Source organism: Nonomuraea sp. WAC 01424, assembly GCF_003947315.1.
GTDB lineage: Bacteria > Actinomycetota > Actinomycetes > Streptosporangiales > Streptosporangiaceae > Nonomuraea > Nonomuraea spiralis.
Window position 1 is genome coordinate 219,558 of the sequence record NZ_QHHZ01000019.1, and the last position, 17,022, is coordinate 236,579.

General features: G+C 70.6%; 17 protein-coding genes and 1 pseudogene. 8 read left to right on the forward strand and 10 right to left on the reverse strand.

The features are described from left to right. Positions 1–49: 49 nt before the first annotated feature. Entirely contained in the window at positions 50–2,845 is a 2,796-nt protein-coding gene (locus tag DMB42_RS42565) for a BTAD domain-containing putative transcriptional regulator (RefSeq protein WP_125645064.1), read from the reverse strand. A gap of 303 nt (positions 2,846–3,148) precedes the next feature. Between DMB42_RS42565 and DMB42_RS42570 the strand changes: the two genes are divergently transcribed. Then, on the forward strand, positions 3,149–4,528 hold the full coding sequence (locus DMB42_RS42570) for a DNRLRE domain-containing protein (RefSeq protein WP_185845157.1): 1,380 nt from the start codon (positions 3,149–3,151) through the stop codon (positions 4,526–4,528). Here DMB42_RS42570 and selA read toward each other — a convergent pair. From selA to DMB42_RS42590, 4 genes are all read right to left on the reverse strand, one after another. Next, positions 4,474–5,856, reverse strand: a complete 1,383-nt coding sequence (selA, locus tag DMB42_RS42575; RefSeq protein ID WP_125645068.1) for an L-seryl-tRNA(Sec) selenium transferase — start codon at positions 5,854–5,856, stop codon at positions 4,474–4,476. The genes DMB42_RS42570 and selA overlap by 55 nt on opposite strands. A gap of 334 nt (positions 5,857–6,190) precedes the next feature. After that, complete coding sequence (locus tag DMB42_RS42580) at positions 6,191–7,294, reverse strand: hypothetical protein (protein WP_125645069.1); 1,104 nt, start codon at positions 7,292–7,294, stop codon at positions 6,191–6,193. Next, a complete protein-coding gene (locus DMB42_RS42585) occupies positions 7,291–7,794 on the reverse strand; it encodes a SigE family RNA polymerase sigma factor (protein ID WP_260478269.1) in 504 nt (167 codons plus the stop codon). The genes DMB42_RS42580 and DMB42_RS42585 overlap by 4 nt, the downstream gene beginning before the upstream one ends. A 72-nt stretch (positions 7,795–7,866) precedes the next feature. Continuing rightward, the gene (locus DMB42_RS42590; RefSeq protein WP_125645073.1) at positions 7,867–8,259 is read right to left on the reverse strand and encodes a MauE/DoxX family redox-associated membrane protein; all 393 of its coding nucleotides are present in this window, start codon (positions 8,257–8,259) and stop codon (positions 7,867–7,869) included. Between the two features lie 180 nt (positions 8,260–8,439). Here DMB42_RS42590 and DMB42_RS42595 point away from each other — a divergent pair, with 180 nt between their 5' ends. Continuing rightward, the gene (locus DMB42_RS42595; RefSeq protein WP_125645075.1) at positions 8,440–8,667 is read left to right on the forward strand and encodes a 4-oxalocrotonate tautomerase family protein; all 228 of its coding nucleotides are present in this window, start codon (positions 8,440–8,442) and stop codon (positions 8,665–8,667) included. Positions 8,668–8,998: 331 nt separating this feature from the next. On the opposite strand, the gene DMB42_RS42600 is transcribed toward DMB42_RS42595, so the two are convergent. Beyond that, entirely contained in the window at positions 8,999–10,696 is a 1,698-nt protein-coding gene (locus DMB42_RS42600; protein ID WP_125645077.1) for an RDD family protein, read from the reverse strand. Positions 10,697–10,780: 84 nt separating this feature from the next. Next, positions 10,781–11,434 carry a TetR/AcrR family transcriptional regulator gene (locus DMB42_RS42605; RefSeq protein ID WP_125645079.1) on the reverse strand — a complete coding sequence of 218 codons (654 nt, stop codon included), beginning with the start codon at positions 11,432–11,434 and terminating at the stop codon, positions 10,781–10,783. A 110-nt stretch (positions 11,435–11,544) separates the two neighbouring features. Here DMB42_RS42605 and DMB42_RS42610 point away from each other — a divergent pair, with 110 nt between their 5' ends. The 3 genes from DMB42_RS42610 (at position 11,545) to DMB42_RS42620 (ending at position 13,880) form a co-directional block, all read left to right on the forward strand. Next, positions 11,545–12,504 carry an alpha/beta hydrolase gene (locus DMB42_RS42610; RefSeq protein WP_125645081.1) on the forward strand — a complete coding sequence of 320 codons (960 nt, stop codon included), beginning with the start codon at positions 11,545–11,547 and terminating at the stop codon, positions 12,502–12,504. A gap of 364 nt (positions 12,505–12,868) precedes the next feature. After that, entirely contained in the window at positions 12,869–13,375 is a 507-nt protein-coding gene (locus DMB42_RS42615; RefSeq protein WP_125645083.1) for a hypothetical protein, read from the forward strand. Between the two features lie 112 nt (positions 13,376–13,487). After that, positions 13,488–13,880, forward strand: coding sequence for a hypothetical protein (locus tag DMB42_RS42620; protein WP_125645084.1), 393 nt, complete (start codon positions 13,488–13,490; stop codon positions 13,878–13,880). 20 nt (positions 13,881–13,900) lie between these two features. On the opposite strand, the gene DMB42_RS42625 is transcribed toward DMB42_RS42620, so the two are convergent. Beyond that, positions 13,901–14,701 carry a helix-turn-helix domain-containing protein gene (locus tag DMB42_RS42625; RefSeq protein WP_125645086.1) on the reverse strand — a complete coding sequence of 267 codons (801 nt, stop codon included), beginning with the start codon at positions 14,699–14,701 and terminating at the stop codon, positions 13,901–13,903. An 88-nt stretch (positions 14,702–14,789) separates the two neighbouring features. On the opposite strand from DMB42_RS42625, the gene DMB42_RS42630 reads away from it, so the two are divergent. Further along, positions 14,790–15,170, forward strand: coding sequence for a nuclear transport factor 2 family protein (locus tag DMB42_RS42630; protein WP_125645088.1), 381 nt, complete (start codon positions 14,790–14,792; stop codon positions 15,168–15,170). 13 nt (positions 15,171–15,183) lie between these two features. Here DMB42_RS42630 and DMB42_RS42635 read toward each other — a convergent pair whose 3' ends face one another. Both DMB42_RS42635 and DMB42_RS42640 read right to left on the reverse strand, forming a co-directional pair. Then, positions 15,184–15,534, reverse strand: coding sequence for a hypothetical protein (locus DMB42_RS42635; RefSeq protein ID WP_125645090.1), 351 nt, complete (start codon positions 15,532–15,534; stop codon positions 15,184–15,186). Positions 15,535–15,601: 67 nt separating this feature from the next. Further along, positions 15,602–15,928: a RidA family protein gene (locus DMB42_RS42640; protein ID WP_221762599.1), complete on the reverse strand. Its 327-nt coding sequence runs from the start codon at positions 15,926–15,928 to the stop codon at positions 15,602–15,604. 116 nt (positions 15,929–16,044) lie between these two features. Here DMB42_RS42640 and DMB42_RS55540 point away from each other — a divergent pair. Then, positions 16,045–16,352 (forward strand): annotated as a pseudogene (locus DMB42_RS55540) (ABATE domain-containing protein). Further along, positions 16,310–16,528, forward strand: coding sequence for a CGNR zinc finger domain-containing protein (locus DMB42_RS55545; RefSeq protein ID WP_260478272.1), 219 nt, complete (start codon positions 16,310–16,312; stop codon positions 16,526–16,528). The pseudogene DMB42_RS55540 and the gene DMB42_RS55545 overlap by 43 nt, the downstream one beginning before the upstream one ends. The last annotated feature ends 494 nt before the right edge of the window (positions 16,529–17,022 follow it).

Sequence of the window (17,022 nt, forward strand, 5' to 3'; positions counted from 1 at the left end):
GCGGCTCGGGGTTCGTGCCCGCTCGCCCGGGACGAGCCCGCGTACCGGGTCAAGGGGTGTCGAGTTCGGCAAGTTGTTCCTGGACGCGTTCGGCGTCGGTGGTGCGTTGTTGTGCCTGGTAGATGCTGAGGGCCTGACGCCAGGAACGGCGGGCCTGATCGGGACGGTCGAGGGCCACCTGGGTATGGCCGAGACGGTCCAGCGTGTCGGCTTCGTTGGAGGAGTAACCGAGCCCCTGGAACAGGACGCGGGCCTGCTCGTAGAGTTCGAGCGCCGCGGTGTACCGGCCGGTGTGGTGGGCGATGTAGCCGAGGCTGCTCAGCGTGTCGGCCTCGCCTTCGGGCTCGTCGTGCTTGCGGTAGATGCGGAGCGCGTCCTCGCACTCCGTCAGCGCCTCGTCGTACCTGCCGGCCTCGGCGTGGAACCAGCCGGCGGTGGTGAGTGCGTCCGCTTCCCACACCGGGTTGACGAGGGTCCGGTACAGCTGCGCGGCGCGGGTGAGGTGGTCCGCCGCCGGCCGGCTCGCGCCACGGGCCTTCTCCACCCACCCGAGGGCCATGTGGATGTGGGCTTCCGCTGTGGTGTCCCCGGTGTGCTCGGCAAGCGCGAGAGCGTGTTCGAGGTGGCGGTGGGCGTCGTCATGCCGTCCCAGCTCGGACCAGGTGCTGCCGAGGAAACGATGGGCCTGGATCTGTACGGCGAGGTCGCCCAGTCGTTCGGCGGCGACCAGGCCCACCTGCCACAAGGCGAGATCCTCGTGCCCGTGGCCGCGTCGCCGGTGGAAGGTGCGCAGGGCCCACGCCAGTTGCCACACCGAGGTGTCCCACCGCTGGTCGTCGGCCAGCCGGTGCGCGGCGAGCAGGCAGGCGTGTTCCGCCTCGAACCACGACAGGGCTGCCGCCTGGTCCGCCAGCGGCTCGGGACGGCATCCGTCGACCGGGACGTCGAGGCTGATGGGCTCCCGATGTTGCTGCTGCAGCCGGTCGCCCGCGTAGGCGGTGTGGACGTAGAAGTCGACCAGCCGGCGCAGGGCGGCGACGCGGGTGGCCTCAGCCAGGCTGCGGTGGGCTTGTTCGGCGGCGTACGCGCGGATCAGGTCGTGCATGCGGTAACGGCCGGGCAGATGTTGCTGGATCAGATGCGCGGTGTCCAGCCTGCGCAACATCGCGCCGGCTCGGGCGAGAGGCAACGCGGCGAGGGAGGCGGCGGCCGAGAGGCTGATGTCCGGTCCGGGGACCAGGCTGAGCAGGCCGAGCAGGTCTGCCGCATCGGTGTCGAGGGCCTCGTACGACCAGGAGAACACCGCCCGTACGCTGAGGTCCGCCTCGCCGGCGTCCAGTGCGTCCAGCCGCGTGGAGTGATCGACAAGCTCCTGGGCGAACATCGACAGCGCCCGGCCGGGATGGGCGGCGACGCGGGCGGCGACGATGCCCAGCGCCAGAGGCAGTCCGCCGCAGCATCGCAGCAGGTCGTGCGCCACTTCCGGCTCGGTCGCGAGCCGGTCGGCGCCGAGGTGCCGCATGAGCAGGTCGCGTGCTTCCGTGTGGCCGAGCACGTCCAGCAGGATCAGGCGAGCGCCGTGGGTGACCACGAGGCTGGTGAGCTTGTTACGGCTGGTGATCAGTACGGCGCAGGTGGAGTCGCCGGGCAGCAGCGGGATCACCTGGCTGCTGGAGGCCGCGTTGTCCAGGACGACGAGCATCCGTTTGCCCGCGACGAGACTGCGGTACAACGCGGCCTGCGCGTCGGGGTCGGCGGGAATCGCGGTGGGAACGACACCGAGGGCGTCGAGGAATCCGCGGACCGCCATGGTGGGGGACACCGGTTGTGTGCCGGGGGCGAAGCCGCGGAGGTTGACGTAGAGCTGCCCGTCGGGAAAGCGTTCGGCCTGCTGGTGTGCCCAGTGCAGGGCGAGCCAGGTCTTGCCGATGCCGCCTGTTCCCCCGATCGCGGAGATCGGCATGCGGTCTCCGGGGGCGGCCGGCTCGTCCAGTGCGGCGGTGAGGGCGCGCAGTTCGCGGGTCCGGCCGGTGAACAGCTGCGGTGGTGCGGGGAGTTGACGCGGTATCGGCGACGGGGTGGCTGCGGAGGTGATCGTCGGAGGGGCCAGCGCTGGGTCGGCGGTCAGGATCTGCTGGTGCAGCCGTTGCAGCGGCGGGCTGGGGTCGGCGCCGAGCTCCTCGGCCAGCCTGGTGCGGATGTCCTGGTAGCGGTCGAGCGCATCGGCCTGACGGCCGTTGCGGTAGAGCGCGAGCATGAGCTGCCCGGCCAGGCGCTCGTCCAGCGGCCGCTCGGCTGTCTGCGCCCACAGCGCGGCCGGCAGCTCGTGATGCCGGCCATGGCGCAGCAGCAGGTCGGTGCGGTCCAGCTCGGCCCTGGTCCGCTCGTTCTCCGCCTCCGTACGGGCCGCGCGACTCCAGGGGGTGTCGAGCTGGGCGAAGGGCTCCCCTCGCCACAGCGCCAAGGCCTGGTCGAACAGGTCCATGGCCGCCGTGCCGTCACCGGTGGAGCGTGCCATGGCGAGGAGCTGGTGGAAGTGATGCAGGTCCACGATCCCCGGGTCCAGGGTGAGCACGTACCCGCCCGCGCGGCGTCCGATGCTCACCTCGTCGGTGACGGCGAGGGCCTGGCGCAGCCGGCTGAGGTAGGTGCGCAGCGTCTCCCTGGCCCGGTGCGGAGCGTGGTCTCCCCACACGCGCTCCACCAGCTGATCCGCCGAGACCGGCCGGTTGGGGTCGGCCAGCAGAGCGGCCAGCAGGCTTCGCTGGCGGGCCGGCCCGATATCGAGCGGACGTTCGTCCACGTACGCCTCGATGCTGCCTAACAGCCGGAACTCGACGGCCATGCCGCTCTCCAATCCTGGGCTGTTCCATGATCTTGTATAGCGGCATTGACAAGCCGATTCAACGTTTCTTCCATTCTTTATCAACTGCCGTACGTGCACGATGTGCTCTGATCAGGCGAACAATGTTCCGACCATCCGGGAGGCGGGGGAGGGAGAACATCGCCAGGTCTTTGACGCACACCAAGCGGGCGGACGTACGAAATGCAGCTCCCATGCCATTCTTTCGGATCCTGCCAAGGCCTGCTGCGCTGTTTTCCGGAGAATGTCCGACGGGGGACGAGTTCACCGACAAGAGGGAGAGACGTGCGACAAAGAAGGCTCCGCTCATCCGCGAGGTTACGAGTCTGGGCACTCCTTCCGGGCCTGCTGCTCGGGGGCCTCGCCCCCCTGCCGGCCTCGGCCCAGGCGGCACGGGACGGCATCGCGCCCACCGCCGACACCTACGTGGTGGCCGAGGCGCCGGGGACCGTCTACGGGACGTCGGCCAAACTGGCGGCCTCCAACTGGAGCACCCCCTGGCACAGCGTGGCGTACCTGAAGTTCTCCGTGCCCGCCCCGCCCGCCGGGCAGAACATCGCCTCGGCCCGGCTGGAGATGCTCTACCAGAAGACCGACCAGCAGGCCGTCGTCACCGAACTGCGCTCGGTCGCCGACAACTCCTGGACCGAGTCCATGACCTACTCCATCCGGCCCGCGCCCGGCCCCGTCGTGGCCACCGCCACCCTGCCCGCGGCGGGCGCCACCAGCATCGGCTTCGACGTCTCCGCGACGGTGCGCACGGCCGGGACGTACTCCTTCGCGATGACCAACCCGAGCGCCGAGTCGGCGACCGTCGTGCACTCGCGCGAGGCCGGTGACCTGGGCCCCCGCCTGATCGTCAGCTACACCCGGCCGCCCCTGTGCGGAGCGTCCTTCGCCGCCGAGAACGGCGAGACCTACCAGCAGGCGCTGGCTCGCGAGGACTCCCTGTTCGGCGGGCTGAAGGCGGTACGCGTCTTCTATGGCGGCCTGCCCGACCCCTGGCCCGGCAAGCTGAACGCGGGCAAACGCCCCATGGTCATCTCGTTCAAGGCCGCACCCACCGCGATCGTCGCCGGAACCCACGACGCCACGATGCGCGCCTGGTTCGCCGCGGCACCACGCGACCAGGACATCTACTGGACCTACTACCACGAACCCGAGGACAACATCAGGAACGGCGAGTTCACCGCCGCGGAGTACCGCCAGGCCTGGAGCCACCTCGCCGCGCTGGCCGACGAGGCGGCCAACCCCCGCCTGCGCGCCACGCTCATCCTGATGGGCTGGACGGTGGACCCGGCCTCGGGCCGCGACTGGCACGACTACTACCCGGGCAACACCGCCATCGACGCCCTGGCCTGGGACGTCTACAACTACGACACCACCGCCGCCAAAGGCCAGTACCTCACCCCGTCCGCCCTGCTCGACCGCACCTATGCCGTCAACCAGGCCGAGAACCTCCCGCACGGCGTGGCCGAACTCGGCAGCCACATCGCCGCAGGCGACGACGGCACCCGCCGTGCCGCCTGGCTCGACCAGATGACCGCGTACCTCAGCCGGCACGGCACCCTGTGGGCCCTCTACTTCGACCTCGACTGGTCCACGGGCGACTACCGCCTGCGCGACCCGGCGGGCCGCGCCGCCTGGACGTCCTTCTGCACCTGACCGGCAGCCGGCAGGCGGCTTCTTTCCGGCAGCGTGGCGAGGACGCCGGCCAGCAGCGTGTCGTCGTGCTCGGCCGGCACCGCACGCAGGTCGAGCAGGCAGCGCCCGTCCTCCACTCGGGCGAGGACGGGCGGGTCCGCCCGGCGTAGCGCGTCGGCCGTCCGCCTGTCCAGCGCGACGGCGGCGCTCGGGAGGGACACCCCGGGCGCCCCGCCGCCGCCGACCACGCTCCGGCTGTCGACGGCCTCGGCGTCGACCCCCTTGTCACGCAGCCGGGCGGCCAGGTTCTCGGCACGGGATCGCAGCGTGGCCTGATCGGCGTGCAGGCTCTCCCAAGTCGGCGTCGGGGGGCCCGCGACCGTGGCCTCCAGGGCCGCCAGCGTGATCTTGTCCACCCGGAGCGCGCGTGCGAGGGGATGGCGGCGCAGCCGGTCCACGAGGTCGGCACGGCCGAACATCAGCCCGCATTGGGGGCCGCCGAGCAGTTTGTCCCCGCTGGTGGTGACGAGGTCGGCGCCCTCGGTCAACCAGCTCGTGACGTCGGGCTCACGAGGCAGCAGCGGTTCGGGGGTGAGCAGTCCCGAACCCGCGTCGGCGACCAGGGGGATGCCACGCTCCCGGCACAGCTCCGACAACCGTGCCACCGGGACGTCGGCCGTGAAGCCCTCGATCCGGTAGTTGGAGGGGTGCACCTTCAACACCATGCCCGTCCGCGGCCCGATCGCGTCGGCGTAGTCGGCGAGGGCGGTGCGGTTGGTCATGCCGACCTCCCGCAGCCTGGCCCCCGTGGAGACGAGCAGGTCGGGCAGCCGGAAGCCGTCGCCGATCTCGATCAGCTCCCCCCGGCTGATCACGATCTCGCCTCCCGCCGCCAGCGCGGTGGCCGCCAGCACGAGCGCGGCGGCGTTGTTGTTCACCACGTGAACCGCTTCGGCCGCGGGCACAGCGGCGGCCAGCGCCGCCAGCGCCGTACGTCCCCGTCTGCCTCTGTCGCCCGTGTCGAGGTCGAGTTCGACGTCGGTGACCCCGGCGGCCAGGTCCACCGCCTGGCGGGCGGCGGCCGACAGCGGGGCGCGGCCCAGGTTGGTGTGCAGCAGCACGCCGGTGGCGTTGATCACCGGCCGCAGGCCGGCCGCGGAGGCGGGCAGTGCCGCCAGTACGGCGGTCAGGACGTCCTCCGGCGGGAGGTCTCCATCTCTGGCACGCTGCTGCGCCTCGACGATCACGGCTTTGACCTGGGCGTGGCCGAACCGCCGCCGCGCCTCGACGAGCCGGGGGTCGGCGAGCAACGTGTCCGTCCGCGGGATGGATCGACGATGGTCTGTCACGCTAGGGATGTCCGGATGAGCGCGATAAGCACGATATCTCCAGGTCTCGTACTGGGCTGATCACGCATCATATGATCATCCGCCGTCACGAACGGCACGGAGACCGCCCACCCCGACCGGCGGCTGCGGCAGTGGCCGGCCGACGGCCCCCTGGTGTACGAGGAGACGGTGATCGACGGTCTGGAGAACGCTCCTCAAGCGCCCGGAAACCGCACGTACGGACCGGAGTCGCCCCGCCGGGTCCGCAACTACGAGGTCGGGGCCCGGCGGATGGCCGCTTCGCCGACCACGAACCTGGTCCGACGCACAGTGGCGATCAGGCTCGCCGCGAAGCCTAGTGCCGGGCGCCTCCCGGCAGCACGACGGCCGCCGGCCCGGGTACGTCGAACAGCGGTCGCCGGCCCACGGGGGAGACGACCTCCAGCTTCTGCCGCCCACGGGCCTGGTCCTGGGGAACCTGGATGACGGCGTAGCCGCCGTCCACCGGTCCGACCGGGTACTGGCCGGGCGGCAGCGGCAGGCGGGCCACCTGCCTGCCCGTGACGTCGAACTCCAGGACCGTGATCCGGTCGCCAGCGTACTCCAGGACGAAGACGCGCTCGCCGTTCGTCTGGACGGACAACCCGTGGTCGGCGTCGGCGAGAACCCCGGTTCCGGATGCCAGGGTGACGGCGCGGCCGGTGTCCGCGTGCTTCAGCGTGACGCGTTCGAGGGGCGACTTGGCGTCCTGGCCGTGGTCGAGGAGGAGCGGCTCGCCCGACGGCAGCAGGCCGACCGGCTCCTGCCCGGGTGGTGGGTCGAGCTCGCCGGTGCGGCCGCTCGGCAACTCCAGCGTCCGATAGGTACGGACGTCTCCGCTGGCGTGGTAGCCGACGATCAGCCGCCGGGAGTCCGCGGACCACGCCCATGGGCTGTACGCGCTGTCGGCGTCGGGGGCGGCCGGCGGTTCGAGTCTGTGCACGGCGTCGCCCAGCAGGTCCCTGACCTCGTACCCGCCCTTGACCGGTTGTCCGAGCCAGCGCCCGTCGGGGGAGAGCGTGATGTTGCCCGGCGGGCTGACGGTCCGCTCGCCCAGCAGGTACTGCCGGCCGTCCGCGAGCAGCAGGAACGTGGGGCACTGCGACTGGCAGGCGGTGTAAACCAGCGCGCCCCGCCCGACGGGACCGGTGGCGGGCAGCGTCGGCGCCTGGGCGGGCGGCTCGACGGCGTGCGCCGGTGACACCACGGTCACCGTGGCGTCCGGCGCGGCGGGGGAGCGCGCCTGGAAGGCGGCGAGACCGCCGGCGATCACCACGAGGGCGGCCGATCCGGCGACCAGCGCCCTGCGGGTCCTGCGGGTCCTTCGGGTACGAAGCGCGGCGAGTGCCCTGTCGGCGTCGGCATAGTCGCGAGCCTCCTGGCCGAGACGGTGAAAGGCCTCACCGAGAGCCCGGTTCATGAGCGCACCTCCGCTTCGAGCAGTCGGGGAGCCACCTTCCGCAGGCGTTCGAGCGCGTCGTGGGTGTGACGTTTGACCGTGCCGACGGAGCATCCCAGCTCAGCGGCGACCGCGCTCTCGGACAGATCCTCGTAGAACCTGAGATAGAGCACGATCCGCTGCTTCACGGTGAGCACGGCCAGCGCCCGCGACAACGCGACCTTCAGGTCGGTCCGCGCGGACTCGTCCGTGGACGGCGGCGACTCGGGAAGCACCGCGGCCGGGACGAACGTCAACCGGCGGGGCCGCCGCCAGGTACGCAGCTGGTTGATCATGACCTTGCGGACGTAGGGTTCCGGGTCACCCCGTCCGGCCAGTTTCCGCCAGCGTGCCGCGACCTTGACCAGCGCCTCCTGCACCAGGTCCTCGGCAAGGCCGTGATCCCCCGTGACCACGTAGGCCATACGCGACAGCGCCGGACCACGCGCGGCCACGAACTCGCGGAACCCGTCGTCTGTCACCGGCCCAACCCTCCGTCGTGGACGCCTCATCTACAACACTCATCGAGACCGGCGGAAGGTTGAGTCGGTTCTTCAGACCGCGGCACCCCACAGTGTCAGGCCCAGCAGCAGGACCAGTGCGGCCCTGCCGAACGTACGGGCCGACGCCCGCTCCGCCGAGCCGAAACACAGGCAGGGGGCCGCCTGCTCTCCCATGACCAGGAGGTACGTCTGGGCCGCCGTGAACGACAGACCCAGACCCGTCCCCGTCACGCCCACGACCAGGTCGTCGGCGACGAGAGAGAAGGCGGCCAGCGCGACGAGCGCCTCCACGGTCACCACCGTGAAGGCGCCCGCCTGGGCCACCCGTCCTTGGAGCCCGAAGGTCGCCAGGCTGCTCCGGAACGCGCCGAAGTTCCGCGCCTTCCCGAGCACCGCCAGCGCCAGGACGATGCCCAACCCGTAGCGGGCGACGAAGGCGATCACCCGATCACCAGCAACGCCACCACGGGCACCCGAGCCGTTCCAACGCCCGCCGGCACCGGTGGTTCCGAGCATCGACAACAGCCAGAGGTGGGGCCGGGTTTGTCCCTTACATCCAAGGGCATGTCGGCTGAACGGCGTGAGGTGCCATCGGTGCACCGCATCGAGAGGGAGGGGAACCCCATGCCACTCATCAACGTGAAGGTGATCGAGGGCGTGTTCAGCGACGCCCAGAAGGCCGAGATGGTGAAGAAACTGACCGACGCGATCGTCGCCATCGAGGGTGAGCACATGCGGCCGCTGACCGTGGTCGTCGTTGAGGAGATCAAGGACGGCGACTGGGGTGTGGCGGGCAAGCCGGTGACGGCTGCGGAGGTGAAGGCGCTGGCCTCAGGCACGCGTTCAGGATGATGTCCTTCGGCGGGCGGTTCGCGTAGCCGATCACAGCCCCGCGTGGGCAGGCTTTCGTTTACGGGCGCAGCACGTTCTCGCCGGACTTCCTGTCGGCGAAGATCTTGCGGCTGCCCACGTTCCTCAAGGCCGGATGCGGTCACGCACGAACGCGGGATCCGGTGGTTCGCAGTCCAGGAGTGCCGGCAGCAGGTGCTGCGGCGCGATTTCGCGGTGGCGGCCTCCCGCAGGCGCCGGGCGACGGTACGGGCGGCGTCCGGGCCGAGCCGGTCAGGATGGGGGGCGTCGGTCGGCCGTCGGTTCCCCGCCGGCCAAGGGGGATCGGCTGTTGTCAGGCCGGTTTGTCCACCACGATCGTCCCGGACAGGCGGTCGTGCAGGCTGCGGCCGGAGGGGTCGATCGTGGCCCACAGTCCATCCAGGACCAGCAGGGCGATCCCGATCTGCGGGGTGAAGGCGAGCAGCGGGAAGATCAGCGCCCGTACGGCCAGCCTGCCCCACGCGGGCCGGCGGCCCGTACCGGCGGTGACGATCCGTACGCGCATGATCAGCTTGCCGACCGTGTGCCCGCTCAGCGCATAGAGGAAGACCGACAGTACGACGAGCAGCCACTCGACCTCCTCGAAGATCATCTGCTGCCATGCGGGATCGAGCAGTCCGTGATCGAGGGGCCGCACATCTGTGACGCCCAGCTTGAGCAGGGTGAGGAGGATCGCGACCACGACCGCGTAGTCGATCAGCAGCGCCGCCACCCGGCGCGACGACCGCGCTCGCACCGGCCCCACGGCCGGAGCCATCCACCGGGACGCGACCAGCACCAGCACGGCCGCCACCAGCAAGGACGCCGCGAGCCAGCCGCCCGGCACCTGGACGCCGACGTCCTGCAAGGGCTCGCCGTGCACGTCCTGCGCGAGATCGCCGTTCACGTAGAGGGCGCCGAGGTCCTTGATCCCCGGGGTCGAGCAGCAGAGGTCCGTGTCGAAGCGGAAGGTGGTGAGGAGTTGCCGGGCGACCGCGATCGCGGCCAGCATCCCCGCCACCCGCCGGCCCACGGGAGCCGGGCCGCGCAGGCAGACGCAGGCCAGTACGGCGACCGCGGGCACCCCCCACGTGATCGCGAACTCCACCACGCGACCGGCGTCGTCGCGCAGCGTTTCCAGGAACGACCTGAGCACGCCGGAGCCGGACACATGACGTGCCCACTCCGAGGGCACGGGCGGCCACGACTGCCAGGTCGGAAAGGCGGCGGCGGCCAGGGCGGCCGTCCAGATCAGCGAGACCCACCGCGGGACCGCAGATCGCGGGGGAAGGCTCGCCACCACGGCAGGACGTGCCGCGAGCCGCCGCCTGAGCAGGATGTAGCCGATCAGCGCCGGATAGGTCAGCAGGCGGGCGGGCTCGCCCAGCATCGCGTCGAAGCTGAGCCAGTTCAGCAGGCCGCTGTGCATGCTGGAGGCCCAGCCGTCGGTCAGAACGACGGCGAGGGTGACGAGGTAGGCGACGATGAGGTAATCGATCAGGAACACCAGCCCCGCCCGCCGGATCGGCGTGCCGGCGGGCTCCTGGGCGGGGCCCGATGCGTGCGTCGCGAGCAGCACCAGCGCGGCGGAGATCAGGAGGGCGTACTCGACGGGCCCCCAGGAGCCGAGCACGGCCTCGAACCAGTCCGGGCTGAACAGATCGAGGAGCCCGCCGCACGGCTCGTCCTCGCTGTACCAAGGGGTGAGCGGCCTCACGATCGCGATCAGGACGAGGAACCCCGCGGCCCGTCGCCCGGCCGCCGCCGAACGCCAGTGGCCCAGGGCGGCGAGTACGACGAGTACCGGGATTCCCCAGGTCACCACGAGTTCCGTCAGCGTACCGAGGTCCCCGCGCAGCGTCAGGAACGGCGAGATGCGCTCCAGATCCCAGAAATCGCCCACGCACATGTAGGACTGCGACTCGGCGTCTTCGGGCTGCCAGGCGATCCAGGTCGGGTACGCGGCGGCGGTCGGGGCGGCCACCCAGACCAGCAGGGATAATCGCGACAATCGGGGCTCCAGTCGTTCGGCGCGACAGCCTACCGGTGATCTTCAGGTGCGACGCCGAGACAGCCCGCGAGCCGGGAGGGCCCCTCAGGGAATCGCGGCCTCGATCCGGGCGAGGTGAGCGGCCAGGATCTCGTCGAACGCGTCGCCGCCGGCGGCCCCGAGGGGACGGATCTCGCGGGCGAAGTGGGCCAGGGCGGGGAAGTGGCCGGGGTCGGCGCCGAGGACCGCGACGCGGAACTGCTCCATGCCCTGTTCGTACTCGCCGGGGGTGAGGGTGGCGATGCCGGCCTCGGAGGCGATCAGCGCGGCGACGAGGATCACGATCCGGTGGTAGCGGGACGGAATCTCCTCCTCGGGCAGGCCCGAGGCCCACAACGCCTGTAGCAGCTCCTCCATGACCAGCCGGGAACCGGTGCCGCCGGACCCGTAGCGTCCCCAGATCGCGGCGAGTTGCGGGTGTCGCCCGAAAGCCTCTCGCAGGCGCTGGGCTGTCGCGGTGATGCGCTGCTTCCAGTCGCCGTCGGGGCGGTAGCCGTCCATCGCGGCCGCCAGGATCCGGTCGGCGACCGCGCGCAGCAGCTCGGTCTTGTTGCGGAAGTGCCGGTAGAGGCTGGAGGAGTCGGTGCCGAGCACCGCGGCGAGCTTGCGCACGCTGAACGACTCGGCATCGCTCGTATGCAGCAGATCCGCCGCCGTGTCCAGGATCTCCTCTGTCGACCAGCGCCTTCGACCTGCCATCTCGCCCCTCTCGTCCTGTTCAGACTAACCTATGCACGCACTGTTGCACGCACCGCGTGCATAATGGAGGCACACCCCCGACCGGGGGAGATGAGAGGAGAGACGAGGACATGAACGAGACCACTGCCGTGCAGCGGCCGCCGGAGCCGGACTTCTCGGCGATGACGACCGAGGAACTGATCACCTACCGCACTGCGGAGAACCGCTGGCGGGCGTCCGGCGCGGCGCGGGCATTCCTTGGGGAGCCGGACCCCGGGGCCACGATCGAATGGCAGGACATCACGCTGCCGGGACGCGACCTTCCGGTCCGGGTGTACCGGCCGGCGCCGGGCGAGGGCGAGTCCGCCACCCCGACCGGCCTGCCGCTCGTGGTCCATGTGCACGGAGGCAGCTTCGTGGGCACGGCGGCGCAGTGCGACTGGACCAACAGCCATCTCGCCGCCCGGCTGCCCGCGCTCGTCGTCTCGGTCGTGTACCGCCTCGTCGCCCCGGACAGCCCGCTGGCCCACGCCGCCGACGACGGCTGGGACGTACTGAGGCACCTGGTGGAGCACGCCGCGCGGTGGGGCATCGATCCGACGCGCACGGCCGTCTTCGGCGAGAGCTTCGGTGCGCTGGTCAGTGCTCTGACGGCGATCCGGGCCCGGGAGGCGGGCCTGCGGCTCCAGGCGCAGGTGCTGGTCAACCCCGTGGTCGAGGTGACCGGGACGATGTACGACTATCCCTCGGTCACCGAGTACGCGTACAGCCCGTCCCCCGCCCTGCCGCTCCTGCGGATGTTGCGGCGGCTCGCCGTCCCGCCGGGGACCGACGCCCGCGCGTTCTCACCGCTGTACGCCGACGATCTGGGCGGGCTCGCCCCCGCGCTGCTCGTGGTGCCGACCCAGGACGCGCTCGCCGATCACGGCCGCCGCTACGCCGAACGGCTGCGGGCGGCCGGGACGTCCGTGCGCATCACCGAGTATCCGGGGGCGCGGCACGCGTTCCTCACGCTGCCAGGGTTGGAACCGCAGGCCGAGGCCGCCCAGGCGGAGATTCTCGCATTCCTCCGTACGGCCCTGGAGGGGTGACGGTGCAGACGACCACCCTCGGCGCCGACGGCCTGTAAGAGGCCGCGGCCACCCTGCCGTAAGCCCGCGACCGACCTCGGCCGCATCGACGACGGCGTCCCCCGGTGACCGGCGCCCGAGCAGCCTGATACGGCTCACATGGGGCGCATGCCTGCGAACAGGGTGGCCAGCACCAGCGCGGCCACGGCCGGAACCGACCGGATCCCTCTGAACAGCTTCAACCTCGCCCCTCTCCGGTGAATCGCTTCTACCGGCAGGGCGTTCCATCCCGTTCCATGAGCAGGTGGCGGATTCGGGACCGGCGCAGCCGCGCCGTCCCGTTAATCGCGTGGATCGTACTGCGGTGTCTTGTCACAATCGTCCGATGCGATTGTGGACGGTGCAGCACCGGGCGGTGCTGGTGTCGCTGGAGACCGACGACGAACTGGCCGGCGACTGGGCCCGCCTGTCGATCCCGTCGTACCGGCCGGCGTACGAAGAGATGGTGGCGGAGATGGCCAGGCGTGGCCTCGACTGCCGGGGCCGTCCGCCGGTGTGGGCGTGGCCCGGTCCGGACACCCGCGACAACACGGTGGCCGTGACGGCCGAGGCCCTCCTCTGCCCGCAGAGCGACGAGGAGTTCGCCCGCTACGTCGTCTTGGACCTGGACGTGCCGGACGACCTGGTCATGTTCAGCTCGTACGGACGCTGGAACGACTTCATGGAGGTGGTCCTCCTGGGCGGAGGGCCGGCGATCATGGACTGGACGATCGGCCAGGAGGAGATCGCCGGCGTGCAGGCGTGCCTGCCATGCCTGCCGGTCAAGTACGTGCTCGGCGCCCGCCCTCTGGAACCGTTCGACTGGGCGAAGGAGGAAGCCGAGAACTCCTGATCCCGACGGCGACCTCTTCCCCGCGGACAAAGCCCCCCATCCGCGCTTCGCTGTCACAACGGCGCCGGCTGTCTCGTCCTTGCGGTGCTTGCAGTCGAGACAGGAGGTCGTCATGGCACAGGTCGTCACGAGAGTGGTCGTGGCCTTGAGTGCGCTCTACACGCTGGTCTTCGGCGTCTGGATGTGGGGGTGGCCGCGATCGTTCGCCGAATACGTCGACTTTCCGCCTCATGAGCACTTCCTGCATGACCTGGGCGCCTTCCACCTCGGCATCGGGATCGCCCTGGTGTCGGCGCTGGTGTGGCGGGACGCCATCGTTGTGGTACTCGTCGGGTTCGCCACGGCCGGTCTGATCCACGCGGTGAACCACGCGATGGACGCCCACCTCGGTGGCGCCGCGAGCGATCCCTACGTGATCGGCGCGCAGACCCTCGTCGCGGTGGCCGGCATCGTGTTCCGCGTACGCCATCTGCGGCAGCGCCAGGCCAAGGTACAGGCGCGATGAGGGTGCCGCCCGCCGGTGGGTCAGGCTCCGCGGTCCCGGAGGCTGTCCGCCTTCGTCCGGAAGAACCGGGTGGTGTCGTCATCGGCGGGGAAGTACGCCTCCACGGCGATTTCTTCCAGGGTGACGTCGAAGGCGGCGCCGAACGTCGTGATGGTGTTGACGAAGCACAGCTCCGCGCCGCGATGGCGGATGCGGATGGGCAGCGCGATGTCGGCGGGATCGGGCGGCGGCGGATCGGCGTCGGGACCGCAGGTCAGCAGTTCCTCGTACAACGCGCTCAACTCCGCGTCGCCGGTCCGCGCCACCTGGCGGGCGAGCCGGGGCAACAGGAAGGCGCGGACCTGCCCGAGGTTGCGCAGCCGTGGCGCGAACCCGCCCGGATGCAGGCCCAGCCGCATCATGTTGACCGGCGGCCGCAACAACGCCGCGTCGACGTCCTCCAGGAAGACGTCGATCGCCGCGTTCGCGAACAGCAGGTTCCAGCGGCGGTCCACGACGAGCGCCGGGTACGGTTCGTGTCCCCGCAGGATCTGCTCCAGGACGTTCCGGGCGGAGGCCAGCTGCGGATCCTCCAGCGGCCGTTCCCGGACGACGGGCGCGTGCCCGGCCGCCACCAGCAGGCGGTTGCGTTCGCGCAACGGCACACCCAGATGCTCGGCCAGCCGCATCACCATCGGGCTGCTGGGAATGGTCCGTCCCGTCTCCACGAAGCTGACGTGCCGGGCGGACACCTCCGCCTGTATCGCCAGATCCAGCTGGCTGAGCCCCCTGCGGTGCCGCCACTCGCGCAGCAGCTCACCGACCGGCCGGTCGTGCGTCATACGGCGATTATCGCGTCGCCCTGTCGACCACCGCGATTACATGCCATGTAATCGACAGGGCCGGACGGCCCCTGGGACGGTGATCCGCATGAACGAGAACAACAAGGCCGTACGTAACAAGGAACTCGTCCTCCACGGATTCACCCGGTTCGCGGCGGGGGACATCGACGTGCTCCGTACCCTCCTGGCGAAAGACTTCGTCGAGCACAGTCCGGGCAATCCGTCCGGGCGGGAGGCGTTCATCGCGTACATCGCCGAATCTCCCGTGGCCCGCGCCCGGCTCGACCTCAAACGGGTCGTCGCGGACGACGAGCACGTGATGATGCACTACCACATGACTACGGACGACGACCCGCGCGGCATCGCCGTCGTCGACATCTGGCGGGTGGTCGACGGGGAGATCGTCGAGCACTGGGACGTCGTCCAGCCGGTGCCGGAAGACTCTCAGATTCCCCACGGGATGTTCTGACCCGAGTACGTCCTCAGTGGTGTCCCGGGCCGGGTTGCGGTTCCTTCACGGTGGAGGGCAGGGCGAGCACGGCCACCGCCCCGGCGGTCACGAGGCCGGCGCAGACCCAGAACGCCAGGGCGTACCCGGAGATCAGCGCGCCTGTGGCCGGCAGCGGACGCAGGCCGAACCGGGAGACCAGCCGCGGCGTGGCCTTGGCGGCGACGACGACGATGGCGAGGGTGTGCGGCAGGAACGCCAGGCCCGCCTGGCGCGCGCCGGACACCGAGCGGGCCCGGAAGATCCGCAACGGCATCAGCGGCGCCCGCGCGAGTCTGGCCTGCACCAGGACGAACGCGGCCAGCGCCGGCACGCCCACACCCATCGGGATCAGCGCACGCGCCGAACCGGGCCGACGAATGGGCCCGCTGGACGACGTGGCCCCGAGGGCGTCACACGACGGCGACGGCGTCGACCTCGACGAGGAACCCGGGACCCAGGCCGGCCACGACGTGGACGGTGATGGCGGGCGGCGGGTCGGCCCGGTTCCACACCTCCTGGAACGCGGCCACACCCTCGTCGAACGTGTGACCGTCCACCACGGCGATGCGCCAGTGCACGATGTTCGCCAGGCTCGCCCCTTCGCTCTCCAGGATGGTCGCCAGGTTGCGGAACACCTGCCTGGCCTGCTCCCCGACCGTGGGGCCGACGACCTTGCCGTCGGCGCCGACGCCGTTCTGGCCGCCGATGTAGATGGTCTTGGCCGGCTGTTCGACCACGACGGCTGAACGCAACCGGACGGGTGCTGCACGACCCCAAGGGCGGGTCGTTCCGGTTCGACGCCGGCGCCGTCTGCCTGGACTTCGCCCACACGGGCGGCGAGGGCCGATATGCGGTGTTCGAGAGCCTCCACGAGCCCGCCGACCTCGCCGAATGGCTGGCCGAGCCGCCGCTGTCGGCGGTCATGACGGCCGCCGTGACCCCCGCGAGCTGACCGCGGCCAAGACCCTGCGCCAGGCGATCTGGGAGGCGGCCCACGCCCGCGCGGCGGGTGACCCGCTTCCCGCGAAGGCGGTCGCGACCATCAACCGGGCCGCGGCCGCGGCGCCGCTGATCCCGGAACTCGCGCCGACGGCACCACCGCCGGATGGGCTGCGCCGGTGCGGGTCACGCAGGTGTTGTCGACGATGGCGCGGGAGATGATCGAACTGCTGTCCGGGCCGTACGCCGGACGCATCCGCGAGTGCGCCGGCGACAACTGCCCCCTGGTGTTCGTCGACACCTCCCGCCCCGGCGCCCGCCGCTGGTGCGCGATGGAACGCTGCGGCAACCGCCACAAGCTCCGCGCCCTGCGCGCCCGCCAGGCAATGGAGTCGTGAACGCCAGTATCACCAGCCGCGAAATCATTAATCATGGAACTAAGTACAGAAAGGGATATCGAGCACCGCGACCTATGGAAACGTAAACGCCGACCGTTTATCCTGCCGGACTTGTCCTGCCAAGGTCGCGTCGAAATCGACCTCCGTCCCGGTTCTCCGCTTCACTCTTGTTCGTCCGGGGCTACCGCCATGCAGCACTGCGGCGGGTTTCTGTGTTCCCTCGTCCCATGCGGCCCTCAGGCCCTCATCCTCCTCATGGGCATCAACGACGACGCGGCGTCCCGCGACCGTTTTGGAACGGCATCTCACCGTTCAAGATACGCGGCTTCGGCGATCTTTCCCGGGTGGGTGTGACCAGCGGTAACACAAATGTCGGTATGCCTACCGATGAACATACGTATTTTCGAGCCGTCAGCAAACGCTTAGCGTCTGGCGGCAACAAGGCGAAACGGTCCGCTTGCTCTCCCGTCACCCTTTATCACCCCCCACATTTC

Excerpts from the sequence above, each read along its gene's own strand:
- DMB42_RS42630 (WP_125645088.1), top strand. The coding sequence starts at position 14,790 with ATGAACGAGAACAACAAGGCCGTACGTAACAAGGAACTCGTCCTCCAC.
- DMB42_RS42635 (WP_125645090.1), bottom strand. The coding sequence starts at position 15,534 with ATGGGTGTGGGCGTGCCGGCGCTGGCCGCGTTCGTCCTGGTGCAGGCC.
- DMB42_RS42565 (WP_125645064.1), bottom strand. The coding sequence starts at position 2,845 with ATGGCCGTCGAGTTCCGGCTGTTAGGCAGCATCGAGGCGTACGTGGAC.
- DMB42_RS42580 (WP_125645069.1), bottom strand. The coding sequence starts at position 7,294 with ATGAACCGGGCTCTCGGTGAGGCCTTTCACCGTCTCGGCCAGGAGGCT.
- DMB42_RS42595 (WP_125645075.1), top strand. The coding sequence starts at position 8,440 with ATGCCACTCATCAACGTGAAGGTGATCGAGGGCGTGTTCAGCGACGCC.
- DMB42_RS42625 (WP_125645086.1), bottom strand. The coding sequence starts at position 14,701 with ATGACGCACGACCGGCCGGTCGGTGAGCTGCTGCGCGAGTGGCGGCAC.
- DMB42_RS42615 (WP_125645083.1), top strand. The coding sequence starts at position 12,869 with ATGCGATTGTGGACGGTGCAGCACCGGGCGGTGCTGGTGTCGCTGGAG.
- DMB42_RS42620 (WP_125645084.1), top strand. The coding sequence starts at position 13,488 with ATGGCACAGGTCGTCACGAGAGTGGTCGTGGCCTTGAGTGCGCTCTAC.
- DMB42_RS42610 (WP_125645081.1), top strand. The coding sequence starts at position 11,545 with ATGAACGAGACCACTGCCGTGCAGCGGCCGCCGGAGCCGGACTTCTCG.
- DMB42_RS42605 (WP_125645079.1), bottom strand. The coding sequence starts at position 11,434 with ATGGCAGGTCGAAGGCGCTGGTCGACAGAGGAGATCCTGGACACGGCG.